Source organism: Legionella micdadei (assembly GCF_000953635.1).
Classification (GTDB): domain Bacteria; phylum Pseudomonadota; class Gammaproteobacteria; order Legionellales; family Legionellaceae; genus Tatlockia; species Tatlockia micdadei.
In genome coordinates, this window is the sequence record NZ_LN614830.1 from 202,708 (window position 1) to 222,813 (window position 20,106).

The following is a 20,106-nucleotide window of genomic DNA, read 5'->3' on the forward strand; positions in this document are numbered from 1 at the left end:
GTATCAATCATGGAGATGAGTAAATGTGTAAAGACAGGTCGGTTTGCTTGTGTCATTTATTGCGGGATGCTATTGAAAATGATAAGCAAGAGGAATTTAAAGCGTTTTTCATTAAAACCATTACTACAGATCTCTATCTTTTTTTAAAAGACGGTTATCAACTGCAAGGGATAACTGACAGTAAGTTATTCACAAGCAGTCTAAGAACCTTAATCAAGGAATTCATTACAGGGGGGGAGCAGATAAACCTCAGTCGTCAAGAAACAGAACTTTTTATGACCCAATGTGATTCCTTTTTTGAAGGGGAATCCACTCTGGACGAGATGAAGAACGGTTTAGCGCTTATCCTCTATAAAGCAGAGAAATTAACGTACCAGAACTTAAGTGGACAAGAAGGATTTGATAATTACCTAAACCAATACAATCAAACGAAGCAGGATAACACGGCCCATTTAGAAAAAAGTAAATCCGTGGCTTGTGGTAAATGCTCAATCCTCTAGCATATGAGAATCAAGGGCTGGTCAACCGGATGGCAAACAAGCTTTGGGAGGTTCTTTTTCAAAAAGAACTAGTTTATCAGCGGGGAGATTCACTTTTTCGAGGGCGCGCTTTAGCGACGCGACATACTTGGCCTGCTTTTCTTCTGGCAAAGTCGCAAAATCAACATGATAGGCGCCTGAATCATTACATATACTGATAATTTTTCTATCCATAAAGCATAGTGTGCCTGCGGCCACCACTTGTGTCGCTTGATTTGCAATAAGGTAGTGGCTTCCTTCGCCGATTCTTAGCTGCAATTTATTAGTTCTCTCGTCAAGCACAATGGCAAAAATATAAATTTTGCCGTCTACCGGTGTAATGGTGCTCAAACTTCCACGGAGAGACCGGTAGTTTGGGACAAGGGTACAATTTCCATTTTCATCCATGCTGATATTATAACTTTTTGATTCACCGTACAGTTTCAATTCTTTTTCATAAATTTTAATGAATAATGGATTCACGGCGGACTGCGTGTACTTCGGGTTATATTCATACATCTTGTATTTTTGAGGCTCTTCTAAATGTTCTTCCAATCTTTTGTCAAATAGTTTGAGGCTATGCACGAGGTTTTCTCTCCTATAAATAATGGATTTGGATAAACGAAATTATTAATCACTTATGTAATTGAGCATCCTTTGTCTACTTGCCCAAATAACTCTGGTATATAATTCGGCACTAGTTGATTGCCCTAACCTTCTGGAGAAAAAATGCGATTTTATTCTTGGACTTACGTTGTCGCTTTCATTATGACTATCAACCCTTGTTCAACAATAGCACAGAAACCAGCAACAGAGCAACTCCAATTACCCCAATGTCTAGCCGTAAAATTACCGCAAACTCACCCATTATTAGCGGAAAATACTCAATTTAAGATTATCGATTTCCCTTCAACCGAGCTGAATAGCCTTGTGTTGTTAGCTGATCAAGTAAGTTGTGGGCGTTTTGTGAATGTAAGCCATCATTTTAAGACATCAGATCTCGCTCAAAAGCAGAAGATTGCGAGTAAGCTTTTATCAAAGTCGGCCAAACCAACATTTCTTGAACCTCCACAACATTATGAAATTAAACATAAGGCAGCTGTTAAAAGCGTATTTTCAAAGATCAGCGAAGAGAATATTTGGCAAACACTGACTCATCTAACGAGCTATTACAATCGTTCGGCTACCCAACCCACGGGGGTAGAAACTGCAGAATGGTTAAAGGCGCAGTTTGAGAGTTTGGCCATGGAATATGGCCGACAAGATACCGAAGCTTACTTTGTTGCTACAGGCAGCAACTATCGCCAGCCCTCACTCGTTACAGTGATTGGTAAAGAGAGCCATGAGCCAGCCATTGTCATTGGGGCGCATATGGATACATTAGATGGTCGCATGCCGGGTGCAGGTGATGATGCAAGTGGTTCGGCGGTAGTACTGGAGACTGCTCGTATTTTGCTCGCATCACAAATTGAGTTTAAGCGCCCGGTCTATCTGATCTGGTATGCCGCTGAAGAGCGCGGTTTGGTTGGTTCTCAGTTTGTTGTTCAGGAGTTAGTAACAAAGAAAAAGATTCCCGTAAAAGCAGCCATTCAATTTGATATGACTGGTTATCGCAGTGACGAGAATAATCCAACAATGTGGATTTTTCGTGATTATACTGATCCACAATTGAGTGATTTTGTTGCTGAACTAATTAAGATTTACGTTAATGTACCTGTGGCTTATTCCAAATGTGGCTATGGATGCAGTGACCATGCCTCTTGGATGGCTGCCGGTATTCCAGCTGCCTTTCCGTGCGAAACCAGCTTTGCAGAACACAACCCACATATCCACACTTCCGCGGATACATTGAGTTTGCTGAATACCGAGCACATGACAAACTTCACTAAGCTCGCACTCGCATTTGCTATTGAATTAGCAAAATGACAAAGAGGGTCAGAATACAAAAATGACTAAGGACTAAACATCGTTTTATCTGTTTTGTTATTTGTCTTCTTTAAGGTCAAAAATTATTATTTTTTTGTCCTGCACTGAGGCATCAAATGAAAACACGCACTTTTCTTAATATTTCTATAATGAATTAGCTTTATAATAAATCAATTCTAACCAACTGAAGTGATTTGTATGACGGCTTCATTTAATCAGATAATTGGTATTAAGGAGGATGCTAATTGGAAGGATATTGTCAGGGCATACGACAAAAAAATGGAAGAATTAGTCAATAATATAAGCCATTACGATACGAGGGGCGTAAATCCAGAAGAAAACCCTCAAATCAAAGAATGGACTTCTAAACTAATCCAGTTGACAAATGAGATAAGAAAAATACTAACTCAAAGAATTGATAATGCAGTTGCCCTATTAGAAGAAAAAATTGATTCTTTGGAAGCTGAAATTACAAATGCATCAGACGAACTTTTTGTGAAGAATAAATCGAATAAGAAAGAAAAAATTGCTGAACTTAAGAGAAATCTAGAGAGCATCAAAGCAAACCTTAATAGCGCCGACGAAGAAAACCAAATTGATTACGGAAGGGCTTGTGAAGAAATTCAGTGTGCTGCTTTAAATGCTAGAACCGGACTTGAAGATCATACTGGTGGTTTTTGTAAATTCATTAATTGGATATTAAGTGTAATTGGAATTTCCTCTGTTAAAATTAAAACGGATACAGAGAACCAGATTGATGCGGCAGAAAAAACGATTTACGATTCAATCAGCCCTCTGAAATAGTCTTGACTTTTGGCAAGGCTGCAAGACACTAAAACAGTAATTTTCGTTAATCTTTAGCGGTAAACTAAAATTTGCCCTATTTTCCGGACCGTAGAAATTATTTTGGAACTTCTTTAGGCTTACCTGGGGGCAATGGAGGACAATGGTATTCGGCGGTAATTTGTCCTTGTAGGTCTACTGCCTGCAAAGTAACGGGAAATTTCCATAGGCTATAGAGGTGTTTAAGCACCTCATCAGTGCTTTCCCCTAAAGGAATACGATTATGTTGTGCGTATTGCAAGGTTAAAGAGCGATCCCCTTCGACATCTACGGAATAGACTTGAATATCCGGTTCTAAAGAACCAAGGTTATATTGTTTGGATAAGGCTTCACGAATCATTTGGTAACCATGCTCGTCATGAATTGCATTCACCATTAAGTCGGGATTTCGATCGTCATCGACAATACAGAATAATTTTAATTCACGAATCAATCGTGGTGATAAGTATTGGGCAATAAAACTCTCATCTTTAAAATTACGCATGGCAAAATCAAGACTAGTTAACCAATCGCTGTTAGCTAAAAAAGGAAACCAGCGTTTATCCTCTTCTGTTGGGCTTTCACATATCCGCTTAATGTCTTGCATCATGTGATAGCCCAACGTGTAGGGGTTAATCCCGGAAAAATAAGGACTATTGTAAGAAGGTTGCATGATAACATTGGTATGGCTTTGCAAAACTTCCAACATGAATTCATCAGTTACTAAGCCTTTATCGTAAAGTGCGTTTAAAAGCGTATAGTGCCAGAAGCATGCCCAGCCTTCATTCATCACTTTTGTTTGGCCTTGAGGGTAAAAATATTGGGCAATTTTTCGCACAATTCGCACGATTTCCCGTTGCCAAGGTTCTAATAAGGGTGCATTTTTTTCAATAAAATAAAGGACATTCTCTTGCGGTTCTTCAGGAAAACGTTTTTTACGCCCATTTTCGTCAACTTCTTTGCTTTTAGGTATAGTGCGCCACAATTCGTTAACTTGAGATTGTAGATAGATTTCGCGATTTTGTTGGCGAATTTTTTCCTCTTGCATCGATAAACTGGCAGGATGTTTATATCGATCAACACCATAATTCATTAGCGCATGACAGGCATCAAGTGTTGTCTCTACCTCGTCAATGCCAAAACGCTGCTCACATTCACTGATGTAATTTCGTGCAAAAACTAAATAATCAATGATGGCATCGGCTGAGGTCCACATTTTAAAAAGGTAGTTGTTTTTAAAGAAAGAATTATGTCCATAGCAAGCGTGCGCAATAACCAACGCTTGCATAGCCATGGTGTTTTCTTCCATTAGATAGGAGATGCAGGGATTAGAATTAATTACTAATTCATAGGCCAAACCCATCTGCCCGCGTTTATAGCTTTTTTCCACACCCACAAAATGTTTTCCAAATGACCAATGGTGATAACCAATGGGCATCCCGACTGAAGCATAAGCATCCATCATTTGCTCAGCGGAGATGATTTCAATTTGGTTAGGGTAAGTATCTAACTTGAAATCCTTTGCCAGGCTTGCAATTTCTCTATCGTAGGTTTGAATAAGTTCGAAGGTCCATTCGGCACCAGTAGATAACGGTTTTTTTCTCATGCCGTCTTCCTTTTGAATAATTCGCGAAACACAGGATAAATATCAGACACGGTGTCAATATTTTCCATAGCAAAATTAGGATAGATGCTTTTGATTTGTTGATAAACCTCCCAAAGGCTTTGATGATGACGAGGCATAATCTCAATGTAGGCGAAATACTGTAGCAAAGGCATGATTTTTTCTTGCAGCAATTCCTGGCAATAGGGTGAGTCAGCGTTCCAATTATCCCCATCCGAAGCTTGGGCCACATAAATATTCCAAGAAGAAGCGGGGTAACGGGCTTCGATGATGTTGTGCAGCAACTCTAAAGCACTTGAAACCACTGTTCCGCCGGTTTCACGGGAATAGAAAAACTCTTCCTCGTTGACTTCCTTGGCTGAAGTATGATGGCGGATAAAAACCAGCTCAATTTTTTCGTAATTTTTAGTAAGAAAAAGATAAAGCAAGATAAAGAAGCGTTTGGCAATGTCTTTTTTAGCTTCATCCATCGAACCTGATACATCCATCACACAAAACATTACGGCTTGCGTGGATGGAGCGGGGATTCTAATTCGATTGTTGTAGCGAATATCAATCGTATCAATAAACGGGACGCGGCTGATTCTCTTTTTCAAAAACTCGATGTCCCGTTGTAACCGCAATAAATCAACCTTATCAGGATTGGGTGATGCTTCAAGCCGCGCGAGCTCCTCCTCAGCCTCTCGTAATTGGCGCTTATAGGGAGAAGCTAATGCCATGCGTCTGCCCGCTGCTTGGCGCATTGAGCGGATCACATTAATATTGGCTGGGATACCACTGGTGCTTACTCCTGCTCTCACCGTTTTATAGGTGGTCAATCGCGCCAACTCTTTTTTAACCAAGTCTGGAAGTTCTAAGTCCTCGAAATATAACTCCAGGAATTCCTCACGGGATAATTGAAACACAAAATCGTCTTCGCCCTCGCCCGAGTCGCTGGCTTGACTACCGCTACCACCGCCTCCGCTACCACTGGGCCGTTTAATACGATCACCTGTGATGAACTGGTCATTTCCGGGTAAAATTTGCTCTATCCGCCCTCCTAAACCACGCCGAAAGCGGGGTTCGGAGATATCTTTGGCAGGAATACTGATTTGCTCCCCTTGATCAATTTCAGTAATACTCCGTTTACCTACTGCTTCAGATACGGCGCGCTTAATTTGATTTTTATAACGGCGCAGAAAGCGTTGGCGATTCACTGTGCTTTTCTTGCCCGCATTCTGTCGTCTATCTATCAGTTGCGACATAAATCCGTCCTATTCAGCACCCGTTTAGGCCAGTAATTATTGTGATTTTCTGACGCGCAGATACCATTCACACAATAATCTGACTTGTTTACGGGTATAACCCTTATCGATCATCCGCGCGATAAATTCCTCATGCTTCTTCTTGTCATCTTCAGAGGCTTTCGCATTAAACGAAATCACGGGTAATAGATCCTCAGTGTTGGTAAACATTTTTTTCTCAATAACGGATTTTAATTTTTCGTAACTGTTCCATACGGGATTTTTACCATGATTATTCGCGCGTGCTCTAAGTACAAAGTTCACCACTTCATTTCGGAAATCTTTTGGATTAGAAATCCCTGCTGGTTTTTCAATTTTCTCGAGTTCTAGATTCAGTGAAGATCGATCAAAAATTTCTCCTGTATCAGGATCGCGATAATCTTGATCTTGAATCCAGAAATCGGCATAAGTGATGTACCGATCAAAAATGTTTTGACCATATTCAGAGTAAGACTCAAGGTAGGCAGTTTGAATTTCTTTGCCAATAAGTTCGACGTATTTGGGTGTTAAGTACTCTTTAATAAACGTTAAATATTTTTCATGTAATTCTTGCGCAAATTGCTCTTGCTCAACCTGTCGTTCTAACACATAAAGCAGATGAACCGGGTTGGCTGCCACTTCAGAGTGATCGAAATTGAAAACTTTCGATAAAATTTTAAAAGCGAATCGTGTTGATATTCCGCTCATCCCTTCATCGACACCGGCAAAATCGCGATATTCTTGGTAAGACTTCGCTTTCGGATCGGTATCTTTCAACGATTCGCCATTATAAACACGCATCTTTGAATAGATGCTTGAATTTTGCGGTTCTTTTAGCCGCGTCAGCACGGAAAACTGCGCAAGCATTTCCAAGGTGCCGGGAGCACAAGGTGCATCTTTCAGCGAGCTGTTATCAAGCAATTTTTGATAGATGCGCAATTCTTCGGAAACGCGGAGGCAATAGGGAACTTTAACAATGTTAATCCGGTCGATAAAAGCTTCATTGTTTTTGTTGTTACGAAACGTTTGCCACTCCGATTCGTTCGAGTGTGCGACAATAATGCCTTCGAAAGGTAACCCTGATAGGCCTTCTGTTGCGTTATAGTTGCCTTCTTGCGTTGCGGTGAGTAAAGGATGTAAAACTTTAATAGGCGCTTTAAACATTTCGACGAATTCGAGTAACCCGCGGTTAGCGCGGCATAGGCCTCCTGAGTAACTGTAAGCATCAGGGTCGTCTTGCGAAAATTCTTCTAGCTTACGGATATCCACTTTACCGACTAAAGAAGAAATATCTTGGTTATTCTCATCACCTGGCTCCGTTTTCGCAACCGCAATTTGTTTTAAGCGTGACGGCTTAACTTTGACGACCCGGAATTGGCTGATGTCGCCATTGTATTCTTGTAGCCGTTTGACCGCCCAGGGTGACATGATGTAACGCAGGTAACGTGGCGGGATGCCGAAGCGCTCAAACAATAATTCGCCGTCTTCCTCTGGATGGAATAATGACAGCGGGGAATCAAAAACGGGTGAACCTTTAATGGCATAAAAAGGAATTTTTTCCATTAAATCTTTTAATTTCTCTGCTAAAGATGATTTACCGCCCCCTACAGGACCAAGCAGATAAAGAACTTGCTTTGTTTCTTCTAAGCCTTGAGCAGCATGCTTTAAAAAACCAACAATTTGCTCAATGGGTTCTTCCATTCCAAAAAATTCTTTAAAAACAGGATAATAAGGTATGACTTTATTGGAAAAAATACGGGATAGAACCGGGTCATGACGCGTGTCAATCATCTCCGGTTCGCCAATGGCCATGAGCAAGCGCTCGGCTGGGTTGGCGTAGGCAGAGGGATCTGTGCGGCACAGTTCTAGATATTCATCTAGACTTAACTCCTCCGCCTTATTATCCACATAGCGCTTTGTATAGTTTGCTAAAAACTCGGTTGTATTCATAAGCCATTTCCCCTTTCACTGATCACTGCTGGCTACGCTATTCTTTGATTCTTTTTGTTTTTCGCTTTATTTTTCGTTTTACTATATCTATATAATAGTATCAATTCCTATGGAATTTTTTTAATTACCGAATTTATTAATGTTGTGACCCTTACTTAGCCGGAGCAAAGTTCATGCCAGACAAAACTATTTACCGCAAAGACTATCAGGCACCTAATTTTACTGTGGATACTGTCGATCTTGATTTTGATCTCCATGATGATCATGCGCTTGTGATTAATCGCATGAAGTTAAAGCGCCAACAGGCAGGTGAGTTGCATTTATATGGCGATGAGTTAGAACTTGTTAGTGTTCATATGGATGATAGACAGCTTATCGATAAAAAAGACTATCGTCTACAAAACGGCGATTTAATTATTGAAAACTGCCCGGATGTAGAATTCTTTTTAGAAATCGTCACTCGCATTTATCCGCAAAATAATACGCAATTATCTGGGCTTTATCGTTCCCATCAACTTTTTTGCACCCAATGCGAAGCAGAAGGATTCCGGCGAATTACCTTTTACTTAGACAGGCCCGACGTGTTGGCAATCTATACCACAACCATTAGCGCTGATAAGACGAAGTACCCTGTGTTGCTTTCCAATGGTAATTTAATTGATTCAGGCGACCTGGAGCATGGGCGTCATTGGGTAAAATGGCAAGATCCATTCAAAAAACCTTCCTATTTATTTGCTTTGGTGGCGGGAGACTTGGCTTGTGTACAAGACAAGTTTGTCACCGCTTCCGGCAAGACAGTGGATTTACACATTTATGTTGAACCAGGCAACGAAGATAAATGTGCCCATGCAATGGCTTCTTTGAAACGAGCTATGCGTTGGGATGAAGACGTTTATGGCCGTGAATATGACTTAAACATTTACATGATTGTTGCTGTCAGTGATTTCAACATGGGGGCGATGGAAAATAAAGGGTTAAATCTTTTTAACTCCAAATACATATTGGCGCGTCCTGACACGGCAACAGATCAAGATTTTGCCGATGTTGAAGGGGTTGTTGGCCATGAGTATTTTCATAATTGGACAGGGAATCGTGTTACTTGCCGCGATTGGTTCCAATTGAGTTTAAAAGAAGGATTGACTGTCTTTCGTGATCAGGAGTTTTCACGTGACATGAATTCTCGTGATGTCAATCGGATCCTCGACGTTAAGGTCTTACGTAGTACCCAATTTCCTGAAGATGCTGGCAGTATGGCGCATCCGGTAAGGCCTGAGTCTTACCAGGAAATTAACAATTTTTATACGGCGACGGTGTATAACAAAGGGGCAGAAGTCATCCGTATGCAGCATACGTTGTTAGGCAAGGAAGGTTTTCGCCGCGGCATGGATTTATATTTCCAGCGCCATGATGGGCAAGCGGTAACCATCGATGATTTCGTTGCTGCCATGGCCGATGCGAATCAGGTTGACCTAAATCAATTTAAACTTTGGTATAGCCAGGCTGGTACACCGGAGATTCGGGTGATTACAGAGTATAGTCAAGGTAACCTCACACTTATCATGTCCCAATCATGTGCACCCACCCCGGAATGCAAGGAGAAGAAACCTTTCCATATTCCTGTGCGAATTGCTTTATTTGATGAGAGTGGCCAATCTTTGCCGCTAAAACATGACGTATTGGAACTACGTGAGGAACAGCAGGTTTTCCATTTCACAGGTTTGCCAGGAAAACCGATTATTTCCTTATTGCGGGATTTTTCTGCCCCGGTGAAATTGCATCACCAAGTCAGTGAGGAGGAATTGCTCGCGCTATTGCGGTTTGAGTCAGATGGCTTTGCCAAATGGGATGCAGCCCAACGGTTGGCACTTACTTGCATCCACAATTATTTTAATATGGCACACGATAAATGGCACATTCCTCAAGCGTTGATTCATGCTTATCGCCATGTATTGGAAGATGAATCGCTGGATTATGCGCTAAGGGCCGAGTTATTAACTCCTCCAGGGTTTGAAGATGTGGCTGGCGATTTGAAAGTGGTTGATGTGGGGGTTGTCGAAAAAGCCCGGGATTTCTTCCGTAACGAATTAGGAAAGCAACTTTTTGAGCACTTACAGGCGATGTATCAAGCGTTATGGCAAGCAGAAGATCATGGCATGCATGCTGAGGCTTATGGCAGAAGACGATTGCGAAATGTTTGCTTATGGTTAATGATGAAAGCGAATGAGTCTCAAAGTTTACCCCTTTGCCAGCAGCAATTCATTAAAGCGAAGACTATGACTGATCAGCTTGCCAGCTTCGCTGCGCTGAACGATTGTACCCAGGGAACCGCGAGGGAGCAGGCCATTGATAGTTTTTATCGTCAGTGGTCTCAGGACGAACTTGTTTTGGATAAATGGTTCTCTATCCAAGCCATCAGTGAATTGCCGGATACGTTGGCCCGTGTTAAAACTTTACTCAAGCATCCTGCGTTTAACATGAAAAATCCTAACAAAGTTCGTGCAGTGGTTGGTGCTTTTTGCCAAGCGAATCCTAAACATTTTCATGCTGCAGATGGAAGCGGCTATGTTTTTCTAGGAGAGATTTTGGCGCAGGTGGACAAAATAAACCCACAGATTGCCGCACGCTTAGCAATCCCATTTACTCGCTGGCGCCGCTATGATTCGCCCCGACAAAAGTTGATGAAAGAGCAACTCAAGCGACTGACTGAGCATGATTTGTCCCGTGATTTAAGCGAATTAGTGGAAAAAAGTTTAGTGGAGTAAGCATGATTAATCGTTTTGCAGTGATGGGAAATCCGATTTCCCATAGTCTGTCTCCGTTTATCCATCAACGCTTCGCTGAGCAAACAGGCATCAAGTTGAGTTACGAGAAATTACTTGTGCCAGAAGAGCATTTTGAAGCCCAAGTTTTGGATTTTTTTGCTCAAGGAGGAAAAGGTTTAAACATCACTTTACCCTTTAAGCAAAAAGCTTATGCCATGGCACATACCCGCTCTCCAAGAGCAATGCAGGCTAAAGCAGCAAATACGTTGTGGATGAGTGATAACCAATTGCATGCAGACAATACTGATGGTATTGGGTTAATCAGGGATTTAGCCTATTACCTTAACCTCACAGAAAAGCATGTCCTTTTGTTAGGCGCCGGAGGGGCTGCGCGAGGTATTATTGGACCTTTGCTTGACGCTGGAATTAGTAGCCTTTTTGTTGTTAATCGTACTGAGGAAAAAGCCCAGAGTTTGAAAGCTGATTTCGCGCAAATTACCTGTAGCCGCCTGTCGGAGCTAAAAGGGGATTTTGACTTAATTATTAATGCGACTCCATCGAGTTTAACTGAAGAAAAAATGGAACTCCCGCATTCACTGCTAAAGCCAACCACACTTTGCTACGATTTAGCCTACAATCGCCAACATCCTACCCCTTTTGTCCAATGGGCTAAAGGACAAGGGGTCTTCGGGGTAGATGGTTTAGGTATGTTGGTAGAACAAGCTGCCGAGGCGTTCTTGATTTGGAATGGGATTATGCCGGATGCGCGGATTGTGTTTAAGGAGCTGAGAAAAGGGTAAATTACACTAAATTTAAATCGGATAGTTACTTAATATTTTATTAAGCTTTCTCGAGTATATTTGCCTCTCCATTTCCAATCTGAAGCTATATTTTCAATAATGAGCAAAGTAGTTATTTGTGGCGCTGGTCCTATCGGCTTGTATTTAGCCATCCGCCTTAAACAGAAAGGTGTGAAAAATATTGTTGTTTATGATCCAAGAGCTGGGGAATACACGCGGCCTGGGCATTTAAATCAAAGTGTTTTTGCAACAGCAGAAACAGGGCTAGGAATAAAAATTTGGGATTACACTAAAACTGGCCATATAAAGGATTTAGAAAAAAAGCTCTATAAGGAAGCTTGCAATTTAAAAATTCAAATTGAAAAACAGCGGTTTGTTGAATTTAATGCCAAGAAAAAAGGAGTGGTGGTTAAGGATCTCGATGAGAATCAAACGGATGTTGAAAGCTATATGGTCTTCGACTGTACCGGTTCGCGACGCGAAGTAATTAAGGCTTTTAATGTGGTACAACCAAATTATTTTACTTTAAAGCCAATCATTAATGAAAATGACATCTTTGTAAAAAATCATTTCCTAGCTTACGTTAAGATGGATCCTTCGGACTACCTTTCATTAAGGGATAGTGATTACTTAAGGTACGATTCGGATATGTATGTCACTTATATGCAAAAATTTCGTGAATTCGGTTGGAAAGAATTTGCCCCGCCCTATTTTTACGAAGTAAATTTTGGCAAAAATAAAGTTTGCATGTATGTAGAGCACCCAGATAATTTATCTCAAGATCTCCATGGTCAATGGTTACAAACAGTACTTGAATTCCATTCAAATGATCCGGCAATTAAATATGAATTATGTCCACCCTCTAAAAAAGGCCTGAAAAAGCCCCGTTTTAACGCGTTCACAGTCAATCCTCAAGAGTTATCTGCTGTCGTATTTAATGGTTCGCGGCGATTGCCAGCAGTAGCCGCCCAAGGCGATGCTCAAATCGATTTTAATCATCGTTTGGCGCATGGTGTTGAAGACGGATTTGAACGTATTGAAACTTTTCTTAAAGATCTGGACATTATCGACGGCATCATCTACTTTGATGGGGACACCGCTGAAGAACATTTAAAACCAGAGTTGGCGACCCACCGAGAAAAATTAGTAAGGCATTACGCCCGGCAAAAAGAAGAGGCTCGGAAAGCGCTTATTCCTGCAAAGAAGCAATATTTAGAAATTATTGCTGCAACTGGGGATGCTGACAAAAAGTTAGCACTCCAGGAAACATTAAAAGTAATTGACGCAAGAATTTCTTATACCCATGTCACTGATAAACTAAGCCTGTGTGAGGATAGTCACTCAAAACAGCTCAGTGCAGATGATTTAGCGCTTTTGGATGAGATTTATAGGGATTACACAAATGCCAATGATAATCTTCCTGAGTATTATGAAAATTTCAGGGCGACTCTTCCCGAGATAGCCGCTAGGCTTGCTCGCCATTACAAAACGGTCGCAACCGATCTCTTTCAAAAAAATCGCTTTTCGGAAGCAATTGATGCTTATAAAAAAGCTCTACAGCTCTACCAATCTAAGCCAGTTCACCTAGAAAAAATTATTGTTATTTCAAATTTAATCCTTTGTTATAAAAACCTAGGAGAGGTAAGAGATAGTATAGAACTTGTCCAAATAGCCCTCGCTTACCCAAATTCGGATAGAGAGATTACTTTGAAAAAGGAAAAAATGGCTTATAACTTTATTCGCTGTATTGCGGATGCTCTTGAACGAGGAGAGACTTTTTCCGAAGATCTTCCATTGCTGATTAAACAAAGCACGCAACATCTAAGCCAAAAGTCTAAAGGCTTGCTAAGAAATTCATTAGTAATCCTAACTCAGCATGGTTGTTTGGATATGAAAGAGGCTTCATTTACTGTAGAAAGTGCTAAGATAGCTCCATTTTTTAAAGTTGCTAATGGTTCTGCCGATCTCAGTAATTTGAGTGCATTAGGTGCCAGTTTCTCAGCATCATAAGCAGAAGTATGTTGACTATGTTGGGTCATTAAGCCATTTGACCCCAACATAGGATAGGCGCTAAGTTTAATTGGTAAAAAATTTAGTGACATCATCCGCTACGGCTATGGTATCTTGATAACCTAAGTCAAGAAGCTCGCGAGTAAATCCTGGTTCAAACAATAAAAAACTGAGTAAATCCCCTGACTTATTTTTTGCCCCCAAAATATTAAGTAGAAAACGTAGCAACGCAGGCATACTCTGATATTGTGCTTGAGCAATATCGGCAATATCAATACTGGGTCTGAGGTGAAATGTCTCGATGGGGCGCCAAGGCGAACGGCGTTTTTTCCACATCGACAAGAGACGGGCAATATCATTCATGCGGTTCACCATTTCAATATCACGATCAAGGTTATCAAGGAATAACCCATTCAGCATGCCGCCCAAAATATGAGCGAAGCCAACTTCCCCGTTGCGCAACTGGTCAGGGTCATGAAACACCGGTAAGGGACGGGTGCCCAAAATAAGAATTTTTTCAACTTGGAATCGTATTGCACCCCGTAAAGGGGAAACTAAGCCTATACTGCCATCGCCGTAATGAAAGCCATCAATATTAACTGTAGGGAAGAAAAGCGGAAGCGCGCTGGATGCGAGAATATGTTCCATTTTGAGCGCTGCTTGTTGGCTGACATGTCGAGGATAATGCCAATCTTCAAATTCAGGGAAATCATGGCGATAAAAGGAAATGGTTTGCTGGGTTTCGTAGCAATGGCTAATGACCTCCATTGCTTCTAAATGATTATTAGCAATGTTTGCATCAATCATGTCAAAATCAATGTTGGTAGTGATGAATTCGCGCAATGGCGTGGTATCAAGCAGATGTCCAGATTGACGCTGCTTTACAATTAAATGGCTTAAATTACGCAATACTGACTTGCTTAGTTCATAATTACTGGCATTAAAAATTTGCTGACAACGAATTTCGGCCCACATTGCCTCAAGTTTTTCTAACCCCATTTGAAAGTCGTGTGCATTTTCAGCCAAGACGGCTGCATTAATGCAGCCGACACTGACCCCGCTAATCATTTCAAAAGGCATTGTTTTCGCTTGCAAAATATGGCCAATGGCTTTTAGCACGCCAGCTTGATAAGCACCACGCGCTCCACCACCGGCCAAAAAAAGGGCTCTCCTAGCCATGTCTTTCAGGTTTTTCTTATTGGGGAAGATTAGGGGAATATAGTTGACTATACAAGGACTGGCAAGCGTCGGAATTAAAAAATCATTAAAAACTTATGTCCTGGAATTATCCGTTGATCATTCATGCAGGGATTAATTGTTGAAAACTATCTCATTTTGGGTAAAATATGCTTCATATTTTCATAATTAACTCATAAATTCTGCTATAATCCGGCGGTTTTTAGCTAATTTAGGTTGCTTAATATGGGTGAGGGGCTGCAGCCAAACGAAACCATTAAAGAAAAAATTGATGCTCAATCGGCAGAGGCTGCTCTTATAAGCGCAAGAAAGCAAGTGCTGGAGATGCAGGAGCCGGTTAGCTTTACCCCCAGGCCTATGCCGCCAGATGCGCTCACTATTGCTTTAATAAAGAAAATCCCTTTTCTTGCTAATTTCTTGCGTAGTGTTGATGCAACAGGTGTTGCCGTAAGTAAGCTAGCATACATTCAAGGGAATGAATTAGCGGGTACAGTCAATTCTAGTTTTCGTATTGCTGGTGCTGTTATTGCCTTTATTGATTTTGTTCGAATTCCTGCGATGTATTTTGCGGCATGGCTTTTAGGCCAACCGCTTCCGATTACTTTATCGCAAAATGCTAAATGGCTTTACTCTGCTGTTGTCCTGGCACTATCATTCGCCGGTTTGTTGGCACCTACAGCAGTGGCGCCATTCATCGCATTAGCAGCAGCAAGCCTTGCTTGTTTCGTAAGTATCTTTACACTGGGTAAGCATTTTTACGATCGTTATCAGACCAAGGAATTATTGAGGCAAACGAAGCAAAAAGCGGATTGGGCCGAAGTTGAGCTTCAGCAAATGATGCGGGCGGCAAAAAAATTAGGCACACTGCTTAATGATCCAGAAAAAAAACAAAATTATCCGGCTTACATAGAGCATGTTGAAACGCTGCAAGAAGACATCGATGAGAAGAAAGAAGAACTCCAAGAATTGTATGATAAGCAATTAGAAACTTTACAAATATTGGAGGAGCTTGGCTGGGCCGGCGTGCTTCATAAGACCGTAGGAATTAGTTTTGCAGCAGCGGCATTGGTTGGATTGGCTTTGTCCCTTACCTTTCCTCTTGTCGGTTTGGCTATTTTTGGCGCCAGTGCTGCTGGGGGAGGTTTATATATTTTGGGACGCTTAATTCATATGGTTATCCCGATTATTATTGAGAAGATAAACAAAAGCGCTGCCGAACCCACCAATGAACAAGCGGCCGATCCTAATAGCTTATCGATTGAAAAAATGCTTCTAGTGGAAAGAATACCCTCACCGGTTGAAAGTAAACCCTGCCTGATAAAAAATGCAGAGAGCCTAAAGCAGGGGGCACCTGGCACAACAGGGCTGAGATTATTTGATGATAAAGGTACGATTCTGAAGGGGGAGCGAGAAACTTTTTTGCAGCAGAACTGTGGTCACTCCGAGTTGGCAACCGCTGAGTTGCGAGAAAATAATTCAGAATGTGTACTGTAGATCGATTTTTAAAGCCTTTAAGTTTCAGATTAGACGATCTTAATGTTGATTTTGTGACCCATCTACCCCAAAAAGCCTAGCTATGTTTGCATTTAGTTCTGAACTGGTATAGCGTTTATTATCTTTGAAATTACAGGTGATAAATGCTGGCATTTTTTGGTGGGCAACCACGTGCTTTTCGTATGGTTTTTATGCTCGAAATATGGGAGCGCTACGGTTTTTATACCATGCAAGGTATCCTCACCTTGTTTTTCATTCGCCATTTAGGATTTAACGATAGCGAAGCGTACTTCACGTTTGGAGCTTTTTCAGCACTAGTCTATGGTTTGGTGGCCTTGGGTGGATATCTTGGTGATAAAGTTTTGGGTACCAAGCGCACAATTGTTTTAGGACTAATCACGCTTGCTCTAGGTTATCTTTCGTTGGCTCTGGCGAATAAGCAAAATGTCTTCTTGGCTTTAGGCCTTATTTGTGTGGGAAACGGTTTATTTAAAGCGAATCCATCAAGTTTGCTTGCCAAATGTTATGAGCAAAATGACTCTCGTTTAGATAGCGCTTTCACTTTGTACTACATGGCAATTAATTTGGGTTCAACGGTAGCTTTATTTGCAGGGCCAGCATTATCGAGTCGCTTTGGCTATTCTTATGCTTATTTTAGTAGTTTTCTAGGTTTACTCCTCGGGTTGGCTAATTATTATTTTCAACGCCAGCATGTTGCTCATGTCAATACTCCTGCTGATAACAAAGTTGTGTCATTCTGGCAATGGGTTTTTATCTTAGGTGGCGTAATTGCCATTAGCTTGGGCGCTGCCTATTTGCTTCAACATGTGATTCTAGCTAAAGACCTGGTTTGGTCGATTACTATTTTGGTAGTAGCCATTTATTTCTTTTTTATGCATAAGGAACAGCAGTCGTCAAGGCGCCGCATGCTGGTTGCTTTTGTTTTAATGCTTGAAGCGACTGTATTTTTTACACTCTATCAACAAATGCCGACTTCATTAAATTTATTTGCTGTCAACAATGTCAGGCCTGTTCTTTTAGGTATCTCGCTTGATCCACAAAGTTTTCAAGCCCTGAATCCTATTTGGATTATTATCATGAGTCCTGTATTAGCTGCGTTTTATAATGCGCTAAATCGTCATGGGTCTGGTTTTTCAATTCCTCACAAATTCGCTTCAGGTATGTTGTGCTGTGGATTAAGTTTTAGTCTGCTCTATTTTGCGCGGTATGGCCATGATGGCCATGGCATCGTTTCTTCCTGGTGGTTAGTCGCGAGCTATTTTTTGCAGAGCACTGGTGAGCTGTTGGTATCTGCTTTAGGGGTAGCAATGGTGGCCCAGTTAGTGCCCAAGCAAATTACTGGATTTGTAATGGGAATGTGGTTTTTAACTTCTTCGGTTGCTGGGTTTATAGGTGCTTATGTTGCTGCCCTAACTGCCCTGCCAACCAATGTCACGCCTGGTATAGAGTCTTTAACCATTTACACTCAGGTTTTTGCTTATATTGGTCTTGTTACATTAGCTATCGGAGTGTTCATGTGGTTAAGCGCTGCTAAGTTGCATTGCTACATGAGATCATAGTTAGATGGCATAATCCGTCTCCAAATGCTGGAAAGGGGTTTGCATTTCTGTAAGAACCCGCTTAATGACAAAGCTGATATCGGTCAAATTAATTGGTAAGTAGATTAATAGCGAAGTACCATTCAAATACTCTGGATTTAATGAAGTGTAGTACCTCGTGAGAGCATCGGTTTTTTCTGCTTGAAAGGGCGGGGGATTAAGCCATTGTATTTGATGCTTGACCAGCATAGGATGCCAGGGATTAGATTCCCAGCCATTCCGTTTTTTTAAACTCTCTGCAAGCTCTAAAACAAACTCAGGTATTGGACGGTTTTCTTGTGGAAGAATTTCATTATTCAATTTTACCAAGAATTCGTATCTCGCCGGGGAGCCGGCGAGGGCAAAATAAACCATTTCATCGTTTGGGCGCTCTAATTTATAACGTATCGCTTTCGCCAGACAAAATTTGGCTGCGGTAAAGTTTAAGTCAATCCTTGGATCATGATATGTGCCTCCTGTATAAGCGGTTATTTGCTTTCCTTGTGCTTGAATCAGGTTTCGACAAATACGGGTAAAACCCACAATTTTATTATTGTTGTAAAAAATACCCAATCCACCGCTTTTTCTTAAGCCTAAAACCTGTTCGTAGAATTGTTGATGGCTTGTAAGAGAATAATGCTTGCGCGTAAATTGCTCAAGTTCGGTGATTAGCTTATCGGATAAGGATAAATGAGTTTCAATCTCTACTAATTCTGTGCGTAAAGTTAAGGAACTGCTCATTTTTCCCTCCATAGAAAAAGGCATAAGTCACTAAATTAAAAGGAAAATTTATAAATGTCAAACTCACATTCCAATGCGGATCCTTTTTTGTTTTTTCTTGGGTAAAAAGGATCCTACTCTGTTGAATGAAATTCGGGTTAGATGCCTAAAGTTGCCTTCACGAAAGGGATGGTGATTTTACGTTGCGCTGCCAAAGAGGCTTTGTCTAAGGCGTCAAGAATATGGTGCAGATCATGCATGTTTCGAGAACAGCGATTAATCAAAAATTGCCCGACTGCGGTGGGTATTTCAAATCCCCGTTTATTGGCGTGTTGCTGTATAGTTTTAATTTTTAAATCATCATCTAAATCGATAAGCTGGACAGTCAAGCCCCAAGCGAGCCGTGACTTGAGATCCGCTAAGTGAATATTCAAATTGGGGAGTGATTTTCTACTACTGATGAGAAGTATTGTTTCCCCATTATCGCGTACACGGTTGTAGAGATGGAATAACGCTTCTTCCCAAGCTTTATCGGTAGCAATCGCATCAATGTCATCAATAGTAATTAAGGTTTGCTCCGAAAGGTTATCGAGGCATTCTGGTCCCCATTCTTTGAGAATGTTTAGGGGTAAATAGATGGACGAGGCATTTGAGACGGCTTGGCAGCAAGCTTGCAACAGGTGGGTTTTGCCACAACCAGTATTTCCCCAAAGATAGAATAGGCGCTCACCTACCCCAGCCAAGCAATTTTTTATTTGCTGTTCTAAAAGAGGATTCGATCCCCAGCAAAAATCCGCTAAGGTTGCTTCATCATTCAGCTGAATTGCTAAAGCCAATTGACGATTCATTTTGCCAGATGATCGATCGAGCACGCTTTCTTACCCCAGGTGCAAACATAATCGATATAAGTCGCAGAGGTGGTAATCGCAGTGATTAGCATTAGCGCATTAATGACATAAGTAGGAAATGCGTAAAAAGCCAATTCAAAAAGGCAAAGAGTAACCAGGGTTATTTGAAAGGTCGTATTCACTTTACTGAGTAAAGTAGGCTCAAAATCAAGCTTGCGTTGCACAAACCAAAACCAGGCGACTACACCCATCGAGATCGTCAAATCCCGCATAAAAACAAGAATGACTAGCCACCAAGGTAGTTCCCCTAGCAACGCCAGAGAAATAAAACTTGAGGCAACTAAAAGTTTGTCTGCTAAGGGATCAATAAAAGAACCTAAAGGGGTTTGCCAATGGAAATGTCGGGCTAACCAGCCATCAAGTCCATCGGTAAATCCTGCTAGCAAGAACATGTAAAAGGCGTTTACGAAATCATGTTGGTAAAGAAACACCAAAAAAGGTGCTATCAATACCAAACGAAATAGGGTAAGCGCATTAGGTATATGTCTAAGTATCATATGTAAATGACTTTTAAT

16 protein-coding genes are annotated in these 20,106 nt (G+C 41.2%); 8 read left to right on the forward strand and 8 right to left on the reverse strand.

Annotated elements, in window-relative coordinates; translation table 11 throughout:
• The first annotated feature begins 23 nt into the window (after positions 1 to 23).
• A complete protein-coding gene (locus LMI_RS00955; protein ID WP_045098131.1) occupies positions 24 to 500 on the forward strand; it encodes a hypothetical protein in 477 nt (158 codons plus the stop codon).
• Positions 501 to 521: 21 nt separating this feature from the next.
• Here the strand turns inward: LMI_RS00955 and LMI_RS00960 are convergent, their stop codons facing one another.
• Entirely contained in the window at positions 522 to 1,103 is a 582-nt protein-coding gene (locus tag LMI_RS00960; protein ID WP_045098132.1) for a hypothetical protein, read from the reverse strand.
• A 144-nt stretch (positions 1,104 to 1,247) separates the two neighbouring features.
• Between LMI_RS00960 and lapA the strand changes: the two genes are divergently transcribed.
• Together lapA and LMI_RS00970 are read left to right on the forward strand one after the other, a co-directional pair.
• Complete coding sequence (lapA, locus tag LMI_RS00965; RefSeq protein ID WP_045098133.1) at positions 1,248 to 2,444, forward strand: aminopeptidase LapA; 1,197 nt, start codon at positions 1,248 to 1,250, stop codon at positions 2,442 to 2,444.
• Positions 2,445 to 2,642: 198 nt separating this feature from the next.
• Positions 2,643 to 3,248 carry a hypothetical protein gene (locus LMI_RS00970; protein ID WP_045098134.1) on the forward strand — a complete coding sequence of 202 codons (606 nt, stop codon included), beginning with the start codon at positions 2,643 to 2,645 and terminating at the stop codon, positions 3,246 to 3,248.
• 97 nt (positions 3,249 to 3,345) lie between these two features.
• Here the strand turns inward: LMI_RS00970 and LMI_RS00975 are convergent, their stop codons facing one another.
• Genes LMI_RS00975 through LMI_RS00985 form a run of 3 tightly spaced genes read right to left on the reverse strand, consistent with a single transcriptional unit; the run spans position 3,346 to position 8,102 of the window.
• On the reverse strand, positions 3,346 to 4,872 hold the full coding sequence (locus tag LMI_RS00975) for a SpoVR family protein (RefSeq protein WP_045098135.1): 1,527 nt from the start codon (positions 4,870 to 4,872) through the stop codon (positions 3,346 to 3,348).
• Complete coding sequence (locus tag LMI_RS00980) at positions 4,869 to 6,134, reverse strand: YeaH/YhbH family protein (protein ID WP_045098136.1); 1,266 nt, start codon at positions 6,132 to 6,134, stop codon at positions 4,869 to 4,871. The genes LMI_RS00975 and LMI_RS00980 overlap by 4 nt, the downstream gene beginning before the upstream one ends.
• 36 nt (positions 6,135 to 6,170) lie before the next feature.
• Positions 6,171 to 8,102 carry a PrkA family serine protein kinase gene (locus LMI_RS00985; protein WP_045098137.1) on the reverse strand — a complete coding sequence of 644 codons (1,932 nt, stop codon included), beginning with the start codon at positions 8,100 to 8,102 and terminating at the stop codon, positions 6,171 to 6,173.
• 173 nt (positions 8,103 to 8,275) lie between these two features.
• On the opposite strand from LMI_RS00985, the gene pepN reads away from it, so the two are divergent.
• From pepN to LMI_RS01000, 3 genes are all read left to right on the forward strand, one after another.
• On the forward strand, positions 8,276 to 10,864 hold the full coding sequence (pepN, locus tag LMI_RS00990) for an aminopeptidase N (protein WP_045098138.1): 2,589 nt from the start codon (positions 8,276 to 8,278) through the stop codon (positions 10,862 to 10,864).
• 2 nt (positions 10,865 to 10,866) lie between these two features.
• Positions 10,867 to 11,664: a shikimate dehydrogenase gene (gene aroE / locus LMI_RS00995; protein WP_045098139.1), complete on the forward strand. Its 798-nt coding sequence runs from the start codon at positions 10,867 to 10,869 to the stop codon at positions 11,662 to 11,664.
• A gap of 99 nt (positions 11,665 to 11,763) precedes the next feature.
• A complete protein-coding gene (locus LMI_RS01000; protein ID WP_045098140.1) occupies positions 11,764 to 13,674 on the forward strand; it encodes an NAD(P)/FAD-dependent oxidoreductase in 1,911 nt (636 codons plus the stop codon).
• 66 nt (positions 13,675 to 13,740) lie between these two features.
• Here the strand turns inward: LMI_RS01000 and LMI_RS01005 are convergent, their stop codons facing one another.
• Positions 13,741 to 14,853 carry a patatin-like phospholipase family protein gene (locus LMI_RS01005; RefSeq protein ID WP_045098141.1) on the reverse strand — a complete coding sequence of 371 codons (1,113 nt, stop codon included), beginning with the start codon at positions 14,851 to 14,853 and terminating at the stop codon, positions 13,741 to 13,743.
• A gap of 243 nt (positions 14,854 to 15,096) precedes the next feature.
• Between LMI_RS01005 and LMI_RS01010 the strand changes: the two genes are divergently transcribed.
• A complete protein-coding gene (locus LMI_RS01010) occupies positions 15,097 to 16,365 on the forward strand; it encodes a hypothetical protein (protein WP_045098142.1) in 1,269 nt (422 codons plus the stop codon).
• A 143-nt stretch (positions 16,366 to 16,508) separates the two neighbouring features.
• A complete protein-coding gene (locus LMI_RS01015; RefSeq protein WP_045098143.1) occupies positions 16,509 to 17,945 on the forward strand; it encodes an oligopeptide:H+ symporter in 1,437 nt (478 codons plus the stop codon).
• Here the strand turns inward: LMI_RS01015 and LMI_RS01020 are convergent, their stop codons facing one another.
• From LMI_RS01020 to LMI_RS01030, 3 genes are all read right to left on the reverse strand, one after another.
• Positions 17,946 to 18,704 carry a hypothetical protein gene (locus LMI_RS01020; protein ID WP_045098144.1) on the reverse strand — a complete coding sequence of 253 codons (759 nt, stop codon included), beginning with the start codon at positions 18,702 to 18,704 and terminating at the stop codon, positions 17,946 to 17,948.
• 137 nt (positions 18,705 to 18,841) lie between these two features.
• Positions 18,842 to 19,555, reverse strand: a complete 714-nt coding sequence (gene hda, locus LMI_RS01025; protein ID WP_231852195.1) for a DnaA regulatory inactivator Hda — start codon at positions 19,553 to 19,555, stop codon at positions 18,842 to 18,844.
• Positions 19,528 to 20,088: a CDP-alcohol phosphatidyltransferase family protein gene (locus tag LMI_RS01030; protein ID WP_045098146.1), complete on the reverse strand. Its 561-nt coding sequence runs from the start codon at positions 20,086 to 20,088 to the stop codon at positions 19,528 to 19,530. Before LMI_RS01030 ends, hda begins: the two co-directional genes overlap by 28 nt.
• Positions 20,089 to 20,106 lie beyond the last annotated feature (18 nt).